Origin of the sequence: Pseudomonas sp. MF7453 (assembly GCF_016405455.1) — a bacterium.
Taxonomy (GTDB): Bacteria; Pseudomonadota; Gammaproteobacteria; order Pseudomonadales; family Pseudomonadaceae; genus Aquipseudomonas; species Aquipseudomonas paralactis.
In genome coordinates, this window is sequence record NZ_JAEKCN010000010.1 from 168,182 (window position 1) to 185,747 (window position 17,566).

Annotated in this window: 17 protein-coding genes and 1 other RNA gene; 12 read left to right on the top strand and 6 right to left on the bottom strand. The window is 60.4% G+C overall.

Annotation, left to right across the window (positions count from 1 at the left end; all coding sequences use genetic code 11):
* The first annotated feature begins 2 nt into the window (after positions 1 to 2).
* From JFT63_RS17260 to JFT63_RS17280, 5 genes are all read left to right on the top strand, one after another.
* The gene (locus JFT63_RS17260) at positions 3 to 1,169 is read left to right on the top strand and encodes a zinc-binding metallopeptidase family protein (protein WP_198844360.1); all 1,167 of its coding nucleotides are present in this window, start codon (positions 3 to 5) and stop codon (positions 1,167 to 1,169) included.
* Between the two features lie 143 nt (positions 1,170 to 1,312).
* An RNA gene (gene ffs, locus JFT63_RS17265) (signal recognition particle sRNA small type) lies at positions 1,313 to 1,409 on the top strand.
* Between the two features lie 149 nt (positions 1,410 to 1,558).
* The gene (locus JFT63_RS17270; RefSeq protein ID WP_198844361.1) at positions 1,559 to 3,520 is read left to right on the top strand and encodes an AAA family ATPase; all 1,962 of its coding nucleotides are present in this window, start codon (positions 1,559 to 1,561) and stop codon (positions 3,518 to 3,520) included.
* Between the two features lie 156 nt (positions 3,521 to 3,676).
* On the top strand, positions 3,677 to 4,723 hold the full coding sequence (locus JFT63_RS17275) for an N-acetylmuramidase family protein (RefSeq protein ID WP_057701011.1): 1,047 nt from the start codon (positions 3,677 to 3,679) through the stop codon (positions 4,721 to 4,723).
* A gap of 1 nt (position 4,724) precedes the next feature.
* Complete coding sequence (locus tag JFT63_RS17280; RefSeq protein ID WP_198844362.1) at positions 4,725 to 5,315, top strand: hypothetical protein; 591 nt, start codon at positions 4,725 to 4,727, stop codon at positions 5,313 to 5,315.
* Positions 5,316 to 5,428: 113 nt separating this feature from the next.
* Here JFT63_RS17280 and JFT63_RS17285 read toward each other — a convergent pair whose 3' ends face one another.
* Positions 5,429 to 6,292 (bottom strand): LysR family transcriptional regulator, encoded by an 864-nt coding sequence (locus JFT63_RS17285; protein ID WP_198844363.1) that lies wholly within the window; start codon positions 6,290 to 6,292, stop codon positions 5,429 to 5,431.
* A gap of 98 nt (positions 6,293 to 6,390) precedes the next feature.
* Between JFT63_RS17285 and JFT63_RS17290 the strand changes: the two genes are divergently transcribed.
* The 6 genes from JFT63_RS17290 (at position 6,391) to JFT63_RS17315 (ending at position 13,095) form a co-directional block, all read left to right on the top strand.
* On the top strand, positions 6,391 to 7,332 hold the full coding sequence (locus JFT63_RS17290) for a DMT family transporter (RefSeq protein ID WP_198706462.1): 942 nt from the start codon (positions 6,391 to 6,393) through the stop codon (positions 7,330 to 7,332).
* Positions 7,333 to 7,409: 77 nt separating this feature from the next.
* Positions 7,410 to 9,497 (top strand): DNA polymerase III subunit gamma/tau, encoded by a 2,088-nt coding sequence (gene dnaX / locus JFT63_RS17295; RefSeq protein WP_198844364.1) that lies wholly within the window; start codon positions 7,410 to 7,412, stop codon positions 9,495 to 9,497.
* 43 nt (positions 9,498 to 9,540) lie between these two features.
* Positions 9,541 to 9,879, top strand: a complete 339-nt coding sequence (locus JFT63_RS17300; protein WP_003193199.1) for a YbaB/EbfC family nucleoid-associated protein — start codon at positions 9,541 to 9,543, stop codon at positions 9,877 to 9,879.
* Positions 9,880 to 10,019: 140 nt separating this feature from the next.
* Positions 10,020 to 11,054 (top strand): NADP-dependent oxidoreductase, encoded by a 1,035-nt coding sequence (locus JFT63_RS17305; protein WP_057701006.1) that lies wholly within the window; start codon positions 10,020 to 10,022, stop codon positions 11,052 to 11,054.
* A 66-nt stretch (positions 11,055 to 11,120) separates the two neighbouring features.
* Positions 11,121 to 11,723, top strand: coding sequence for a recombination mediator RecR (gene recR / locus JFT63_RS17310; protein WP_198844365.1), 603 nt, complete (start codon positions 11,121 to 11,123; stop codon positions 11,721 to 11,723).
* Between the two features lie 223 nt (positions 11,724 to 11,946).
* The gene (locus JFT63_RS17315; RefSeq protein WP_198844366.1) at positions 11,947 to 13,095 is read left to right on the top strand and encodes an acyl-CoA dehydrogenase family protein; all 1,149 of its coding nucleotides are present in this window, start codon (positions 11,947 to 11,949) and stop codon (positions 13,093 to 13,095) included.
* Between the two features lie 109 nt (positions 13,096 to 13,204).
* On the opposite strand, the gene JFT63_RS17320 is transcribed toward JFT63_RS17315, so the two are convergent.
* A complete protein-coding gene (locus tag JFT63_RS17320) occupies positions 13,205 to 13,753 on the bottom strand; it encodes an adenine phosphoribosyltransferase (RefSeq protein ID WP_005790291.1) in 549 nt (182 codons plus the stop codon).
* 78 nt (positions 13,754 to 13,831) lie between these two features.
* Positions 13,832 to 14,566, bottom strand: coding sequence for a fumarate/nitrate reduction transcriptional regulator Fnr (gene fnr, locus JFT63_RS17325; protein ID WP_005790290.1), 735 nt, complete (start codon positions 14,564 to 14,566; stop codon positions 13,832 to 13,834).
* Between the two features lie 155 nt (positions 14,567 to 14,721).
* On the opposite strand from fnr, the gene JFT63_RS17330 reads away from it, so the two are divergent.
* Positions 14,722 to 15,183: a hypothetical protein gene (locus JFT63_RS17330; protein ID WP_057701004.1), complete on the top strand. Its 462-nt coding sequence runs from the start codon at positions 14,722 to 14,724 to the stop codon at positions 15,181 to 15,183.
* 6 nt (positions 15,184 to 15,189) lie between these two features.
* Here the strand turns inward: JFT63_RS17330 and hemN are convergent, their stop codons facing one another.
* The 3 genes from hemN to ccoS form a co-directional block, all read right to left on the bottom strand.
* Positions 15,190 to 16,572, bottom strand: a complete 1,383-nt coding sequence (hemN, locus tag JFT63_RS17335) for an oxygen-independent coproporphyrinogen III oxidase (protein WP_057701003.1) — start codon at positions 16,570 to 16,572, stop codon at positions 15,190 to 15,192.
* 103 nt (positions 16,573 to 16,675) lie between these two features.
* A complete protein-coding gene (locus JFT63_RS17340; protein WP_198706457.1) occupies positions 16,676 to 17,359 on the bottom strand; it encodes a sulfite exporter TauE/SafE family protein in 684 nt (227 codons plus the stop codon).
* On the bottom strand, positions 17,352 to 17,564 hold the full coding sequence (ccoS, locus tag JFT63_RS17345) for a cbb3-type cytochrome oxidase assembly protein CcoS (protein ID WP_005790284.1): 213 nt from the start codon (positions 17,562 to 17,564) through the stop codon (positions 17,352 to 17,354). Before ccoS ends, JFT63_RS17340 begins: the two co-directional genes overlap by 8 nt.
* Positions 17,565 to 17,566 lie beyond the last annotated feature (2 nt).

The window sequence follows — 17,566 nt, forward strand, 5'->3', positions numbered from 1 at the left end:
CCATGTTCCGCTACTTCGAGCAACTCAGCACGCGCATCGCCGCTCCGTTCATGGCCCAAACCTCGCGCAATAGCAAGGTGTGGCAATGCCGGTGTGGCCAGCCGCTGTTTTTTCGCAACAGCCAATGCCTGGCCTGCCAGGCGGCGTTGGGTTACCAGCCGCAGCAGAGCTGCCTATCGTCCTTGCAACCTGGGCCGGTGGTCGGTACGTGGCTGGCCGACGACAATCTCGATGCCGGCGCTTTCCGGCGCTGTGCAAACCTCGATTCACCCGCCGCGTGCAACTGGCTGATCCCCGCCCACAGCACTGCGTCGCTGTGCGTGGCCTGTAGCCTGAATCGCACCATTCCTGATCTATCCGTCCCGGAAAACCCTGAACGCTGGCGCAAGGTCGAAACCGCCAAGCGGCGGCTGGTGGCACAACTGATCAGCCTGGGCCTGCAAGTGGTGCCCAAGAGTGTCGACGAAGACACTGGCCAGGCCTTCGACTTCATCGGGACTGACCTGGCAGGCAATGCGCCAACCACCGGCCATGCCAATGGCCTGATCACCCTCGATATCAAGGAAGCCGACGATGCTCATCGCGAAAAAGTCCGCATACAGATGCGTGAGCCTTACCGCACCTTGCTCGGTCATTTTCGCCATGAAGTTGGCCACTATTACTGGGATCGGCTGATTGCCAACAGCCACTGGCTTGAAGCCTTTCGCACCGTGTTCGGTGATGAGCGCGCCAGTTACGCCGACGCCCTCGATCAGCACTATCAGAACGGCCCGCGCCCGGACTGGCAGCAAACCTGCGTCAGCGCCTACGCCACCATGCACCCCTGGGAAGACTGGGCCGAAACCTGGGCCCATTACCTGCATATGATGGACGCGGTGGACACTGCGCTGGGCTTTGGCATGAGCGCCCGCGAGCTGGACCTGGACTACCAGCCGTTCCCGCTGACAACCCTGTATGACCCCGTACACCCCGGCGGCCCGGCGTTCCTCTCGTTCGTCAATGCCTGGATCGAGCTGGCCGGTATGCTCAACGAACTGTCCCGCGCCATGGGCCAGCCGGATTTCTACCCCTTCGTGCTGCCGCCGGCGGTGATAGCCAAGTTGCACTTTATCCACCTGGTCATCCAGGAAGAGGGCGGCAGGGCGGACGAGGTTCTGCAGGCACAATGATGAAAAATGTCGCAGGGGGCCGCGCCCGATTGCTCAGCGCCATGGCAAGTACTTGAAGCTTCTCATTTTTTACGGTTGTAACTTCCGATCAGATCGGTACAATGGCGCGGCTTGCCGAGAGGCCAGCGTCGTTATGGTGACCCCATCGGTCCCCCCGCAACGATTACCCGTGAACCTGGTCAGAGCCGGAAGGCAGCAGCCACAGCGGGAACATTGTGTGCCGGGGTGTGGCTGGTGGGGTTGCCTCCATAACGCTCCCTTCTGTTTTACCCGTTTCCAATTCCTTTAGTCAGCCAGTCATCTGTGACGCTTATCGCACAGTGCATGACGGCCACTTCACGACTAGTGGCATACTCTCAAACGTCTCTTTCCCCTGGCTACGAGGCTGTATGCACTCGGAACATTTTGATTTATCCAGCCCTGTGTTCTTGCCGATTACCGAACAAGCCTGTGTGGGGTTGTTGGAAACCGGCGGTGCGCAAGCGCTTGTAGCCCTGAGTGAGCCGGAGTTGGCGGCGGTGCTGGTGATTCAGAACCTGGCCCAGGTGCCCGAAAGCGACCTGAGCGCCAATGGCGCTGAAAAAGTATTGGCCAAGTTGATTGACTGGGCGGTAGAGGCCAGCCATTCGGCAAGCGTTTCTCTACTCTCTGAGGCGCAGCGGCTGTTCGATCAAAGGAAACTCTACTTCGGCCTCAATGTGGTCAAGAGCCTGCAGTTGCGTTTCCTGTTAGCGGAGGAAGTGCAGGCGCGCGACTATCTGTTGCCCAGCGGCAAGTGGGACGTGGAGTACAAGGTTCGCCATCTCAAGGCCAATGATCCCTTCAGTAAACAGATGGTCACGCCCAGGCATCGCGAGCGCTGGTTGAGTGCCGAGCAAGACAAGTTGGTCAGAACCTTCCGCGCCAACTTGAACGAAGACCTGCATGTTCAGGGTTATGCCGGTATCGGCAAGAGCCATCTTTTGGTGGCCTTGATGGAGCACTTGCGCCCGGAAAAGACCTTGTTGCTGGCACGTACCCCGGCAAAACTGGAAACCCTGCGGGCCCGTATGGTGGGCGTGCGCGAGCGCAAGGCCGGGCATACCTTCCATGCATTTGCCCACGCCTTGTTGCATGGCCCCAGGCCCAAGCCGCTGACTGCGCAGGTAAGGGCGCAGAGCAAGCAGGCACTGGCTCAGGAGCTGAATATCTTCGGCTTTCGTGGCCTGCAAGGGCAAGCCGTGGTCGACGTTTGCCTCAACGTGCTGCAAGCCTACTGCCGCTCCTGGGAGTACAGCCTGTCAGCCAAGCATCTGCCGCATTTCAAACAGCCGCTATCCAGCGTTGATGCCAGGGCACTGCTCGAATATGCCAGCCGGTTATGGAGCTATCTCGAAGCGAATCCGGCCTGGTGCGGCCAGACCGGGTTTGAAGCCTTGTTGATGATCAAACGCGCCAGCCTTGCCGGCTGTGTGGTGCCCGAGCGTTATACCCACGTCCTTATCGACGAAAGCCAGGACATTCCCGCGCCGCTGCTGCAAATCATCGAGCGGGGCCGGCAAGTACTGATCACCCTGGGGGATGAGTATCAGCAGGCCAGTGGGGTCATGGTCAGGCGCGCCCGTGAGGTGCGCCACACGGACGTGTGTTATTCCGTGCGCTCCGGGCGCAATGTCGAGCGCCTGGTCAATCCCTTGATCAGCCAGCATTCGGATAAGAGCAAAGTGCTTTTCGAGGGGGCACGGGATGCCGATGTCGGTATCGAGTTTTATCCGTTGGGCTTCGTACCGCCGCAAGGCTGCGTGGTGTTGACCGCGTCCCTTTGGGACACGATGAAATGGGCCATACAGCTGAGCGAGGTTCGTTGTGCCTTCGGCCTGGCCAGTAAAGAGGCGCAGCAATCGCTCAAGTACTTTATGGAAACGGTCATCGCGTTGTTCAAGCCTGAGTTCTACAGCAGCGAGTTCAATGACAGCGGCCCCCATCCGTTTTTCAGCGATATGGCCGATTGGCAACAAGTACGCGAGGCCTGTCAGTTCGATGAGGCATTTCTCTGGGTCGAAGCCGAGCTGCAAAAAGGTTTTAATCTGGCGGATGTCACGCGTTTGAACAGGCAAAGCGGCCATCCGGATGAGCGCTGCCTATTGATGTTGGCGCAAGACGCCGGTGGCATGGAGTTCAACCGGGTGTTGCTCACGCCGGCGTTGTTGACCAACGTGAAGTTCCAGGACGCCTACGCGTTCGACCAGCGGCTGTGTGCGGTGTATATCGCAATCTCCCGAGCAACCCGCCAACTCTATCTGCCCTACGATGTGGTCGAGTGGCTCGACTATCACAACTACCAGAAAACCCGCGAATTACACGGTTACTGACGGATTTAATCCAGCTGTTTCACAACTTTTAAACAGCCCTCTAGACAATCCCCAGAACGCCTTGTTAGCTTGCGCCAGCCACTTGTTTCAAACTATGACAAGGGCATGGATTGATATTGAAGTGCTATCGCTTCTCTACCTACAAGGATGTCTGTCATGAAAAGCCTGCAAGGGTTGCCTCGACTTATCAGTGCTTCAGTCGGCGCGCCCGGCAAAGCCCGCAACTTGCCCGCCGATGTGCAGTGTATCCAGTACTTATTCAATCTGATCATTCCCAGGATGGGCTTTGCCTTGCAGGAAAACGGCGAGTGCGACGGCCAGTTGGTGCAGTGCATCAGCCAGTATCAGTTCCGCCATCTCAAATATGCTCATCCCGACGGAGTGATCGACCCCACGGGGCGTACGTTCAACAGCTTGATCGAGGAAGCGGTGAAAGTCCCGGTGCGAGCTTTCCCGACCTTGCGTATTCCCAGCTTTCTCAACGCATTGGGCAATAACAACGTCGATGCGGTGCAAGCCACGGTCAATGTCTACCTGAACCAGGTGCGTGCGGTGATCGAGGCCGAGCGGCGCAACCGCCAACTAATGCTGCAGGCCACCTGCGACGGCGGCACGACGCTGAGCGATACGGACTTCCAGAATGCTGCCAAGCAATTGGGCAACGGCATCTCGGTGAATGTGGTCAAGGCGTTCGCCACCATCGAGTCGGGCGGGAAGGTGGGGTTCGGGCCGGCCAGGCTGCCGATCATTGCCTTTGAAGGTCATCACTTTCGCAAGTACACCAAGCACATCTACGACCAGTCGCACCCGCTGCTATCGTACATCTACAAGAAAAAAGCCGGGCCGCAGTGGCAGACCAACAACAAGGACCAGGTCAAGGCCTGGGAAACCATGGCCACCGCGTTTGCTCTCGACCAGGAAGCGGCACTGATGTCGGCGTCCTGGGGCATGTTTCAGATCATGGGGTTCAACTTCGCATCCTGCGGGTTCAAGACGGTGTTCGAGTTTGCAGCGGCGTTAAAAGTAAACGCCGGTAATCAACTCAAGGCCTACCTCAGTTTTTGCAGCAAGAGTACGGCGTTGATGAGTGCGATGAAAAACAAGGATTTCACGGCCATGGCCCGTAACTATAACGGCGATGACTACGGCAACTATGACGTGCTGATGAAGCAAGCCTACGAAGCCTTTGAAGGGAAGAAATAAGATGATTCGTTTTCTGGCGATAGGTGTGTTGTCGTTGAGCGCCGTGGCCTGCGCATTTGCGGGCTCGGCCGCTTTGCATTCGGGCAAATATGAAGGCTTGATGCTGGCGGTGACGCCCGGGAATCAGGTTGAAGGCTTTTATTCCGAAGCGATGGGCGAGGGCGTGAGCCGCCGTTGTACCTTCTACCTGCAAGGCAAGCCAGAAGCACTCACCACTTGGCTGGATGCTGCCTACCCTGGCAGTGTGGCAGTAGTGTCCGACGGTGTGACGCTGACGGTGGAGCAGGGCCGTCAACATCCCGGCTGCATCAACGTGTTGATGCCGGAAATCGCCACGGGCCTGGACCTGACCCAGAGCGCCAGTAAAAAATGGATCGGGCTGGTGACCGTATCTGCCGACAAGGCTTACTTGCTGAAAACTCCGGGGGCGAAGGCGGCCAAGCGTCCCTATATCGTCAAGGGGGATGTAGTGGGTGTGCTGGCGTTCAAGGACGGCTGGGCGCAGGTGGAGTTTATCAATGCGCACGACCGTTCCTTCACGGGCTGGATCAGCCAGGGCCAGTACACACGGTTGGCTGCACCGAAGCTCTGAGAAGCTCTGAAATGTGGGAGGGGGCTTGCTCCCGATGAGGAAGGGTCAGCTAGCACCTATATTGATTGACCCACCGCTATCGGGAGCAAGCCCCCTCCCACATTTTGGCGGTGTTAGCCGAAGGTTTCGCGCAGTAGCCCGGAGAATGCATCCCGTGCAAGATGCCGCTGGGTATCTTTGTGCCAGAACAACAGGTTGTCCACGGGCGCCAGCGCATCAAAGCGATACGACGCCAGCTGATTGGCCTGCTCATAACGCGCCAGGATGCCCTCCGGCGCCAAAGCCACGCCAATCCCCGCGCTGACGCAACCGATGATCGTGCCCCAACTGGTATAGCTGGCAACCGCCGGCTTGAAGTCCTGGGGCTTGAGCCAGTTCTCCAGCGCTGCGCGGTAGGGGCAGCCCGGGGGCCATACCAGCAGCGTGCGGCCGGCCAGGTCTGCGGCGCTGTGGATGGGAGCGCTGGACGCGTTGGCGATCAACACCAGGCGTTCGCTGTAGACCACGCTGTGTTCCAGCTTCGGGTGTTTGCCACTGGCGGCCACCAGCGCCACATCCAGACGATGGTGTTGCAGGTCATCCAGCAGTTGCGCCCAGGCGCCGGTCACCAACTCCAGGCTGACCTCGGGATAACGCCGGTGATACTCCGCCAACAGCGGTGGCAGGCGGCCGCTGGCGCTGGATTCCACCGCGCCGATGCGCAAGGTGCCACGGGGAATCGCGCCGGCATCCACCGCACGCTTGGACTCATCCACCAACCCCAGGATGCGCTCGCAGTAATCCAGAAAAATCTCACCCGCAGCGCTGATCGCCAGCCCGCGACCGGCGCGGATAAACAAGGGTGTGCCCAACTCGCTTTCCAGCTGCTTGATGCGGGTGGTGATATTGGACGGTACACAGTGCAGTTGCAGGGCGGCCTGGGCCACGCTGCCGGTTTGCGCCACGGCTCGCACCATTTTCAGTTGGGCCAGTTCCATTGCTCAGTTCCAATGATTTCAGAAGTCAGAAACGCTTAATTGTCCTGCGCCTGGCCCGGGCCAAGACTGGGGGTATTCCTTTTCTGCGGATACCGTCGATGAATACCCCTTCACCGCTAAAGCTTACGCTAGTCATTGCCGGCGTCATCCTTTGTTGGGCTTATTCACCCATAGGTGTGCACATGGGGCTGCACAGCTACAGCCCCGGTCAATTGGCGTTGTTGCGGTTTTTGATTGCGTCGCTGTTCATGGCTGGTGTGGCCTGGGTAGTCGGCATAGGGCGGCCCCAGGTACGTGACCTGCCGTGGTTGTTGGTGCTGGGCTTTTTCGGGGTATTCCTGCATCACACCAGCCTTAATCACGGCCAGCAATGGGTGACGGCGGCGGCGTCGAGTGTGTTGGCGCAGTCGGCGCCGCTGTTCAGTGTGTTGATCGCGTTTTTCTGTTTGCAGGAGCGCGTCAGCCTCTGGCGTTGGAGCTGTGTGCTGTTGGGGTTGGCAGGCGTGCTGGTGGTGATCGGGGGCGACCATGGCGTAGGCGCTATTGAGCCACACGGCTTGCTGATCCTGCTGGCGGCGTGCTCATGGAGCGTGTATTTCGCCATCCAGCGCCATTACGCCCATCGCTACAGCCCGCTGACCATGGCGTGCTACATGGTCTGGTCCGGCACCCTGATGCTCTGCGTGAACCTGCCGGGCCTGCCCGCCGCCGTTATGCAGGCGCCGCTACCGGAAAACCTCGCCGTGCTGGTGTTGGGGATTTTCCCCAGCGCGCTGGCCTATCTGGCCTGGGGTTATGTGCTCAAGCATGTCGAAGTCAGCCGTGCCTCGGTGGCGATGTACCTGATTCCGCCAGTCGCCATGGTGATGGCCGCCACGCTGCTCGGTGAACAGGTGACCCTGCAGGTAATGCTCGGCGCGGTGATTGTGCTGACCAGCGTTGCCGCTATCAGCCTGGAAGGGCGTTGGCGTTCAATCGTGCAGCCAGAACACCCGCAGGCGCCATCTGGAGGGCCAATCAAGCCAGCTTCGTCAGATTAGACGAGCGTGCCGGATGCAATTTCCCCCCTGCTCCGCTAGCATTACCGGCTTCCGCTTCCCAGTTGCGACGGTTTTCGATGAGTTATCAGGTTCTTGCACGTAAATGGCGTCCGCGCTCGTTCCGCGAAATGGTCGGCCAGACCCATGTGCTCAAGGCTCTGATCAATGCCTTGGACAGCCAGCGGCTGCACCACGCCTACCTGTTCACCGGCACTCGCGGGGTGGGCAAGACCACCATCGCGCGCATTATCGCCAAGTGCCTGAACTGTGAGACCGGTATCACGTCAACGCCTTGCGGTACCTGTTCGGTCTGCCGCGAGATCGACGAAGGGCGTTTCGTCGACCTGATCGAGATCGACGCCGCAAGCCGCACCAAGGTCGAAGACACCCGCGAGCTGCTCGACAACGTGCAGTACGCGCCGAGCCGTGGGCGCTTCAAGGTCTACCTGATCGACGAAGTGCACATGCTGTCCAGCCACTCCTTCAACGCGCTGTTGAAAACCCTGGAAGAGCCGCCGCCCTACGTCAAATTCATCCTGGCCACCACCGACCCGCAGAAACTTCCTGCAACCATTTTGTCGCGGTGCCTGCAGTTCTCGCTGAAAAACATGACGCCTGAGCGCGTGGTCGAGCATTTGACCCATGTGCTGGGGGTCGAGAATGTACCGTTCGAAGACGACGCTCTGTGGTTGCTGGGCCGCGCCGCCGACGGTTCGATGCGCGACGCCATGAGCCTCACCGACCAGGCCATCGCTTTCGGCGAAGGCAAGGTGATGGCTGCCGATGTGCGCGCTATGCTCGGTACTCTGGACCATGGCCAGGTCTTCGACGTGCTGCACGCGCTGATCGAGGGTGACGCCAAGGCATTGCTTGAGGCCGTGCGCCACCTGTCGGAGCAAGGCCCGGACTGGAATGGCGTGCTCTCGGAAATCCTCAATGTGTTGCACCGCGTCGCTATCGCCCAGGCCCTGCCGGAAGGCGTGGATAACGGCCATGGTGATCGTGACCGCGTGTTGGCCCTGGCCCAGGCCTTGCCGGCCGAGGATGTGCAGTTCTACTACCAGATGGGCCTGATCGGCCGCCGCGACCTGCCCCTGGCACCGGACCCGCGAGGCGGCTTTGAAATGGTGCTGCTGCGGATGCTGGCGTTCCGGCCGGCGGATTCGGCAGATGCGCCGAGACAGCCGCTAAAGCCAGTGGGGATCAGCCAGGCCACAGTTGATTCCGCCAAACCAGTGGCTGGCGCCGCCGTTGTCGCGCCAGTAGTTGCTGCGCCTGCGCCGATTGCCCCTGCGCCGATTGCGCCGGCACCTGAGCCCGAACCAGCGCCGGTGGCAGCTGCGCCTGTGGTTGAACCCGAGCCGGTTGTCGAGCCCGCGCCCGTAGTCGACTTGCCCTGGAACGATCCGGTTCAAACGCAAGCCGAGCCCGACCCCGAACCGGAGCAACAGCCCGCGGTAGAACCGGTACTTGAAACCACCGGTGAGCAGCCCGAGCTGACGCCGATGCCGGCGCCGACCCCGGACAGCGTGGTACCGGACGCCCCTGAGTGGGTATCGGCGCCCGTTCCCGAGCCGACCGTCGCCCAGGTTGAGGCGGCCACCCCAGGCATCGACCTGGACGACGAACCGCCGCTGGACGAAGACTATATCGAGCCGGACATGGATTCGGCCTACAGCTACCTGGACGAATTGGCCAGCGAGCACACCGCCGAGCCGGCGCCCGAGCCCGAGGCTGAACCCGCTGCGGCCCCGGCTACCGGCCTGGCCCTGCAATGGCTGGAATTGTTTCCGAAACTGCCGATCTCCGGCATGACCGGGAGTATCGCCGCCAACTGCACCCTGATATCCATCGAGGGGGATAATTGGCTGCTGCACCTGGACCCGGCCCACAGTGCCTTGTTCAACGCCACCCAGCAGCGCCGGCTCAACGATGCGCTCAACCAGTACCATGGGCGCACGCTGACCATCGCCATCGAACTGATCAAGCCCGAGCAGGAAACGCCGGCCCAGGCCGCGACCCGTCGGCGCCTTAATCGCCAGCGCGAGGCTGAGGATTCGATCCACGCTGATCCGCTTATCCAACAAATGATGCAACAGTTCGGTGCGGTCGTGCGCCACGATACTATTGAACCTGTCGAAGCCCCGGTGACCCAAGCGTCATGACACCGGGCTATTTATTGATCCACGTACTTTTGAGGTGATTCCCATGATGAAAGGTGGCATGGCCGGCCTGATGAAGCAGGCACAGCAGATGCAGGAAAAAATGGCCAAGATGCAGGAAGAACTGGCCAACGCCGAAGTCACCGGTAAAGCCGGTGGCGATATGGTCAGCGTGGTGATGACCGGTCGTCACGACATCAAGCGTGTCAGCATCGACCCTAGCGTGTTGCCTGGCGTGGGTGAAGATGACCTGGAAATGCTCGAAGCGTTATTCGCTGCAGCCGTCAATGACGCTGTGCGCAAGATCGAAGCCAACAGCCAGGACAAAATGTCCGGCGTGACCGCTGGCATGCAACTGCCGCCGGGCATGAAACTGCCGTTCTGATACAGGTTTTAGCTAGACTCAAATGCCAGGCATCGCGCCTGGCATTTTTTTTGGCCGGTCGAAACATCGAACCCCAGGCCTTCACCGATGGTCTGCACCCTATACCGTTGAAACCACTCACCGATAAAGGAGCCCCGCTGATGCCTCAAGAAATGACGCTCAACCAACGCATCGTTCTGGTCTCACGCCCTCAAGGCGCACCCACGCCGGAAAACTTCCGCCTGGAGCGGGTAAGCCTGCCGGACCTGGCAGACGGTCAGGTGCTGCTCAAGACGCTGTATCTGTCTTTGGACCCCTACATGCGTGGGCGCATGAGTGACGCGCCGTCCTACGCCGCGCCGGTGGAAATCGGCGAAGTGATGACCGGTGGCGCCGTCAGCCGTGTCGAGCAATCGCGCAATCCGAAATTCGAAGTGGGTGATCTGGTGGTCGGCGCCACCGGCTGGCAGAGCCACAGCATCTGCGACGGCAAGAGCCTGATGCCATTGCCCAAGGGCCTTGCGAGCCCGTCGATGGCCCTGGGTGTGTTGGGTATGCCAGGCATGACCGCCTACATGGGCCTGATGGATATCGGTCAGCCGAAGGCCGGGGAAACCCTGGTGGTGGCGGCTGCGTCCGGCGCGGTGGGCTCTGTGGTCGGCCAGGTGGCCAAGCTCAAGGGCTTGCGTGTGGTGGGGATTGCCGGTGGTGCCGACAAGTGCCGCTATGTGGTGGATGAGCTGGGCTTTGACGCCTGTATCGACCACAAAAGTGATGACTTCGCCCATGAGCTGGCCCTGGCCTGTTTCAAGGGCGTGGACATTTATTTTGAAAACGTCGGCGGCAAGGTCTTCGATGCAGTGTTACCGCTGCTCAATCCCAGGGCGCGCGTGCCGCTGTGCGGGTTGATCGCCAGCTATAACGCCAATGAAGCGCCCAGCGGTCCGGATCGCCTGCCGGCACTTCAACGCACCCTGCTGACCAAGCGGATGCGTATCCAGGGCTTTATCGTGTTCGACGACTATGGCGACCGCCAGCCGGAATTCCTCAGCGCCATGGCGCCGTGGGTGCGCGATGGCAAGATCAAGTTCCGCGAGGATGTGGTCGATGGCCTGGAGCAGGCGCCTGAAGCCTTTATCGGTTTGCTCGAAGGGCGCAACTTCGGCAAGTTGGTGGTGCGTGTCGCGCAGGATTGAGTATTTGACGCTAATCCGGGGCGCGGGTATAAACCGCGTCTCGTTGTTTTGTCGGACCCTTCGCCCATGAGCTTCAGCCCCCTGATTCGCCAACTGATCGACGCCCTGCGCACATTGCCAGGTGTTGGCCAGAAAACTGCCCAGCGCATGGCGCTGCAACTGCTGGAGCGTGATCGCAGCGGCGGCACCCGCCTGGCCCAGGCGCTGAGCCATGCCATGGAAGGTGTGGGCCACTGCCGCCAGTGCCGCACCCTTACCGAAGAAGAACTGTGCCCGCAATGCGCCGATCCTCGTCGCGACGACACGTTGCTGTGTGTGGTGGAAGGGCCAATGGATGTGTACGCGGTGGAGCAGACCGGTTATCGAGGTCGCTACTTTGTGCTCAAGGGCCACCTGTCGCCGCTCGACGGTTTGGGGCCGGAAGCCATTGGTATCCCGCAACTGGTCGCGCGCATTGAAGAGCAGGGCACCTTTACCGAAGTGATCCTGGCGACCAACCCGACGGTGGAAGGTGAAGCCACCGCACATTACATCGCCCAGTTGCTGACCAATAAAGGGTTGATTACTTCTCGGATCGCCCATGGCGTGCCGTTGGGTGGCGAGCTGGAATTGGTGGACGGCGGCACCCTGGCGCACTCGTTCGCAGGCCGCAAACCGATCGCCCTCTAAGAGCCAACACAGCATCAAATGTGGGCTAAATACTGTAGGAGCGAGCTTGCTCGCGAAAGACGTCAACGATAACGCGTGATTCCTGAATAAACGCGGCGCCTGTGAGTTTTTCGCGAGCAAGCTCGCTCCTACAGTATTAAGGCCTGTCCTTGATAGCTGTGCATGGCTTGATAACCAAGCAAGCGCTTGGTAAGTTCGCTCCATCTCGCCATGGAGCTTGCCGATGTCTGCCTATCAGGAATACTTCGACCCCAGCCACCAATTGGTCCGCGACAGCGTGCGTCGGTTTGTCGAACGCGAGATGCTGCCGGGCATCGAGCACTGGGAGGAGGCTGAGAGCTTTCCCCGTGAGCTTTACCTCAAGGCCGGAGCGGCGGGCATCCTGGGGATCGGCTACCCCGAGGCGCTGGGTGGCAGTCACGAAGGCGATCTGTTCGCCAAGGTCGCCGCCAGCGAAGAACTGATGCGTTGCGGTTCCGGTGGTGTAGTGGCCGGGCTCGGCTCCCTGGATATCGGCCTGCCGCCCATCGTCAAATGGGCTCGGCCTGAAGTGCGTGAGCGTATAGCGCCCCAGGTGCTGGCCGGCGAGAAGATCATCGCCCTGGCGGTCACCGAGCCGAGTGGCGGCTCGGATGTTGCCAACCTGCGCACCCGCGCCGTGCGTGACGGCGAGCATTACCGTGTGAGCGGTGCCAAGACCTTTATCACCAGCGGCATTCGCGCGGATTTCTATACCGTAGCGGTGCGTACCGGCGGGCCGGGCTTCGCTGGTATCAGCCTGCTATTGATTGAGAAAGACACCCCCGGTTTCACCGTCGGCCAACCGCTGAAGAAGATGGGCTGGTGGGCGTCAGATACGGCCGAGCTGTTTTTCGATGATTGCCACGTGCCTGTCGGCAACCTGATCGGCGCTGAAAACATGGGGTTTGCCTGCATCATGGGCAACTTCCAGAGCGAGCGCCTGGCCCTGGCGCTGATGGCCAACATGAACGCGCAACTGGCCCTGGAGGAAAGCCTCAAGTGGGCTGCCCAGCGCGAAGCGTTCGGCAAACCCATCGGCAAGTTCCAGGTGCTCAAGCATCGCCTGGCGGAAATGGCCACTGCCGTGGAGGTCTCCCGCGAGTTCACCTATCGCCAGGCTGCGAAGATGGCCGCCGGCAAGAGCGTGATCAAAGAGATCTCCATGGCGAAGAACCTGGCCACCGATACGGCTGATCGGGTGACTTATGACGCGGTGCAGATGCTGGGTGGGCAGGGGTATATGCGCGGCAGCCTGGTGGAAAGGCTGTATCGCGATAACCGGATTCTGTCGATTGGTGGCGGGACGCGTGAAGTGATGAATGAAATCATCAGCAAGCAGATGGGGTTGTGAACCGGGGTGTTCTCTCGGGCCTCATCGCGGGCAAGCCCAGCTCCCACAGGGGAATGCATTCCAAGGTGGGAGCCGGGCTTGCCCGCGATGACGGCAGTACTGACGACCCTTACCTTTCAGTCAGCCCAAACTGCGTCAGGCAAAACGTGGGAATCCCCATGTCTTCCAAGCGCTGCGACCCTCCCAGCTCCGGCAAATCAATAATTGCCGCCGCTTCAAAAATCTGTGCGCCCATGCGCCGCACCAGGTTCGCTGCAGCAATCAGGGTGCCGCCGGTGGCGATCAGGTCATCGAATATCAGCACCGAATCGCCTTCGCACAGGCTGTCGGCGTGCACTTCCAGGAAGGCTTCGCCGTACTCGGTCTGGTAACCCTCGGCCAGCACGTCCGCCGGCAGCTTGCCTTGTTTGCGAAACAGGATCAGCGGCTTGTTGAGCTGGTAGGCGATGATCGAACCGATCAGGAAGCCGCGGGCATCCATCGCACCGATATGCGTGAAATCGGCTTCGACATAGCGCTGGGCAAAGCTGTCGGCCACCAGACGCAGGGCGCGGGGCGATTGGAACAGCGGGGTGATGTCACGAAAGATAACCCCAGGCTTGGGGAAGTCGATGACAGGGCGAATCAGGGATTTGATGTCGAACGAATCGAAAGTCATCGTCGCAGAGTCCTGGGCGGAAAACGGACTCGAAGTATACCTGCGGCCTTGCCGATTGGCGCGGCCGCGGTGTCTGGATCAGACCTCCAGTGAGCCACCGGCCAATGCGCACAGCTGGATCGGGTCGAGGATATGCACTTCCTTGCCCTCGGCGGCAATCAACTGGTTCTGCTGGAAGCGGGTAAACACGCGGGATACGGTCTCAACGGCCAGGCCCAGGTAGTTGCCGATTTCATTACGCGACATGCTCAGGCGGAACTGGTTGGCCGAGAAACCACGGGCACGGAAGCGCGCCGACAGGTTGACCAGAAACGTCGCGATGCGCTCGTCGGCGGTTTTCTTCGACAGCAGCAGCATCATTTGCTGATCGTCACGAATTTCGCGGCTCATCACACGCATTAACTGGCGGCGCAACTGCGGCAGTTGCAGGGCCAATTCGTCCAGGCGCTCGAAAGGAATTTCGCACACCGACGTCGTCTCCAGGGCCTGGGCCGACACCGGATGAATCTCGGTGTCCATCCCAGACAGCCCGACCAGCTCGCTGGGCAGGTGGAAGCCGGTGATTTGCTCTTCGCCGCCGTCGCTGAGGCTGAACGTTTTCAACGCGCCCGAACGTACTGCATAGACGGAATCAAACTTGTCGCCCTGGCGAAACAAAAATTCGCCTTTTTTCAATGGGCGGCCGCGTTTGACGATGTCGTCCAGCGCATCCATGTCTTCCAGATTCAACGAAAGTGGCAGGCAGAGGGGAGCCAGGCTGCAATCCTTGCAATGGGCCTGGCTGTGAGCGCGCAGTTTAACTGGCTCGGACATTTCTTAAATCCTTGTGGGAAAACACACATAAGACGTAAGGGTAACGCACTGGGGGGCACGGAGGCCAGCGTGTACAAAAAACCTGCCGGTATATAAAGATTTGGCTAAAACCGCCGATAGTACTGCCATCGACTACAAATACGGCGGCTCAAACCATGATAGCCCTCAGTACTCAACTCGCTTCGCGTACTCAAATCCAGGCACTGCCCGAAACCAAAAAGGCTGCCGAATCCGATGTGGGTGTTATCCCGACGGCGGACGAGGCCAAACCTGCCGTTTCGGTGACCATTTCCGGTGCCGCAATGAAAGCTGCCGAGGCCGAGAAAACCTCAAACAGTGACATCGACGAAAGCGGCCTGGCGGACAACGTCAAGAATTTGCTCAAGATGATTCGTGAGATCAAAAAGCAGATTGCCGAGAAACAGGCTGAGATGGCTGCGGTAATGGCCGACAGAAGTCTCAGCCCTGAGCAGGCCCGTGCCCGACTCTCCGGGCTGCAGTCGGCCTTGAGCGCGTTGCAAGCCAGCTTGACCAGCGCTCAGGCGTCCCTGACCAAGGCGATGAAAGACATGAGCGCCGGTGATGCAGCCAAGGCCGCGACCCTGGCCATGAAGTAAGTGCGTTCAGATGACCCGGGAAAATCGTTGCCGGTTCTGGTGCTCCAGGTAGGCATCGAACACCATGCACACTGAACGCACCAGCAGGCGCCCGGCCGGCAGTACACGAATGCCCTGGGCGTCCAACTCGATCAGGCCGTCGCCGGCCATCGTTTCCAGTTGCGGCCATAGCTCGGCAAAGTAGCCGCGAAAATCGATGTTGTACGCCTGTTCGATCGCCTCGAAGCCCAGGCTGAAATTGCAGATCAATTGCTGAATCACCTCCCTTCGCAGACGGTCGTCCGTTGTGCAGACCAAACCACGGCTGGTCGCCAGTTGTGCGCCCGCCAAAGCGTTCTGGTATTGGGTGAGGTCGCTGCTGTTCTGGCAATACAAATCGCCAATCTGGCTGATCGCCGAAACCCCCAACCCAATCAGATCGCAGTGCCCGTGGGTGGTGTAACCCTGAAAGTTGCGTTGCAGCTTGCCTTCTTCCTGGGCGATAGCCAGTTCGTCGTCCGGCAGGGCAAAGTGGTCCATGCCGATATAGCGGTAGCCGGCCTGGGTCAGTTGCTCGATGGTGGTTTGCAGCATCAGCAGTTTTTCGGCCGGCGAGGGCAGGTCTTCGGTATTGATCCGCCGCTGGGGCATGAAGCGTTCCGGCAGGTGGGCGTAGTTGAATACGGACAGGCGGTCCGGTTGCAGGCGGATGACTTCCTCTACGGTGCGCGCAAAGTTAAGCGGTGATTGCTTGGGCAAACCGTAGATCAAGTCGATATTGATCGAGCGAAATTGCAGGGTACGCGCCGCATCGATCACCGCGCGGGTCTCTTCCAGGCTTTGCAGGCGATTGACCGCCCGTTGCACCTCGGGGTCGAGGTCTTGCAGGCCGATGCTTACGCGATTGAAGCCCAACTCGCGCAACAGGCCCATGGTGGCCCAGTCGGCTTCGCGAGGGTCGATTTCAATGCCGTAGTCGCCCGAATCATCATCGAGCAAATTGAAATGCTGGCGCAGGCAATTCATCACCTGGCGCAGTTCATCGTGGCTGAGAAACGTCGGGGTGCCGCCGCCAAAGTGCAACTGCTCCACGGGCTGCTTCGGATCGAGATGGCAGGCCACCAGCTGGATTTCCTGCTCCAGGCGCTGCAAGTAGGCCTGGGCGCGACCACGGTCCTTGGTGACAACCTTGTTGCAGGCGCAGTAGTAGCAAATGTTGGCGCAGAACGGTACGTGCACATACACCGATAACGGTCGTACGGCCTTGCGGCTTTCGCGCAGGGCGTGGAGCAGGTCGAAGGTGCCGACCTGGCTGTCCAATTGTACGGCGGTAGGGTAGGACGTGTAGCGCGGCCCCGCCAAGTCGTAGCGGTGAATCAGATCTGTGTCCCAACGAATGGCGTCGAGCATGCGGGCGGTCCCCCGGATTGGCTAGTTTGGCGAGTCTAGGGGCAGGGCAGGCAAGGCATGTTGATTTGCATCAACGGGGAGCGGCGCTATGCCACAGGGGCTTTCAATGACCCATCAGCCAGTGCTGATGCGGGCCCGGCAAGGTCCAGATACCGAAAAGGATCACCAGCAGGCCGCCGGCCATGCGCACGCTGCGTTTACGCAAAAGTGCGGTGACACGCTCCGCCGCCAGCCCGGTAGCCAGCAGCACCGGCCAGGTGCCCAGGCCGAACGCCAGCATCAGCAACGCGCTGTCCAGCGCATTGCCCTGGCTTGCCGCCCACAGCAGGGTGCTGTAGACCAACCCGCACGGCAACCAGCCCCACAGCGCGCCCAGCAGCAAGGCCCGAGGCAGGCTCGACACTGGCAGCAAACGGTTGGCCACCGGCTGGATGTGCCGCCACAGGCCGCGCCCGAGGCTTTCGATGCGGGTCAGGCCGCTCCACCAGCCCGCCAGGTAAAGGCCCATGCAAATGAGCAGTAACCCGGCAAGCACGCGCATGAACATCGCCGCCGGGCTGTTGGCCACCGCCCAGCCGGCCAGGCCGATCAGCAGCCCTGCCGTGGCATAGCTGAGGATGCGCCCCAGGTTGTACGCCAGCAGCAAGCGAAAGCGGCGGCTGCGTTGCTCCCTGGGGATCGCCAGGGTCAGCGCGCCCATCAGCCCGCCGCACATGCCCAGGCAATGGCCGCCGCCAAGCAGGCCCAGAATCAACGCCGAAACCAGCAGAGGCGCCAGCTCAAGCATGGGGTGGGTCCTTGGGCGGTTGTTCGGGGCCGTTGGCTTCGTCGATGGCGGCCAAATGGTTAGGGTCCTGATCGTCAAACAGCACGCTGTGTGCCGGGCCGTCGAGATCTTCGTACTGGCCGCTGTCCACGGCCCAGAAGAAGATATAGATGGCCACACCCACTAACAGCAGCGCCGCCGGAATCATTACGTATAAAGCTGGCATCT